1 protein-coding gene is annotated in these 360 nt (G+C 68.3%); it reads right to left on the bottom strand.

Annotated features, from left to right (window positions below):
- Window positions 1-360, bottom strand: a 360-nt coding sequence (locus CVH10_RS18345; RefSeq protein WP_146143039.1) for a molybdopterin-dependent oxidoreductase, incomplete at both ends; no start/stop codon positions are given.

Genomic DNA, 360 nt, shown 5'->3' with positions numbered 1-360 from the left:
GAGCCCTGGACGTTGTTCTGGCCGCGCAGCGGGTTCACGCCGGCGCCCAGCATGCCGATGTTGCCCGTGGCCATGGCGATGTTGGCCATGCCCATGACCATGGTCGAGCCCTGGCTGTGTTCGGTGACGCCGAGACCGTAATAGATGCCGGCGGCCCCGCCCTTGGTATAGAGGCGCGCGGCGGCGCGAAGCTCGGCCGGGTCGATGCCCGTGTAGGTCGCCTGCGCTTCCGGCGAGTGGCGCTCGTCGGCCACGAAGCGGGCCCATGCCTCGAAGTCGCCGAGGTCGCAGCGCTCGCGCACGTAAGCCTCGTCGACGAGGCCTTCGGTGACAATGACGTGCGCCATCGAGTTGATGAAG

This window comes from Halomonas sp. ND22Bw, from assembly GCF_003011945.1.
GTDB lineage: Bacteria > Pseudomonadota > Gammaproteobacteria > Pseudomonadales > Halomonadaceae > Halomonas > Halomonas halophila.
The sequence above is the reverse complement of the archived record's forward strand: the minus strand, read 5'-3'. Positions and strand labels throughout refer to the sequence as shown.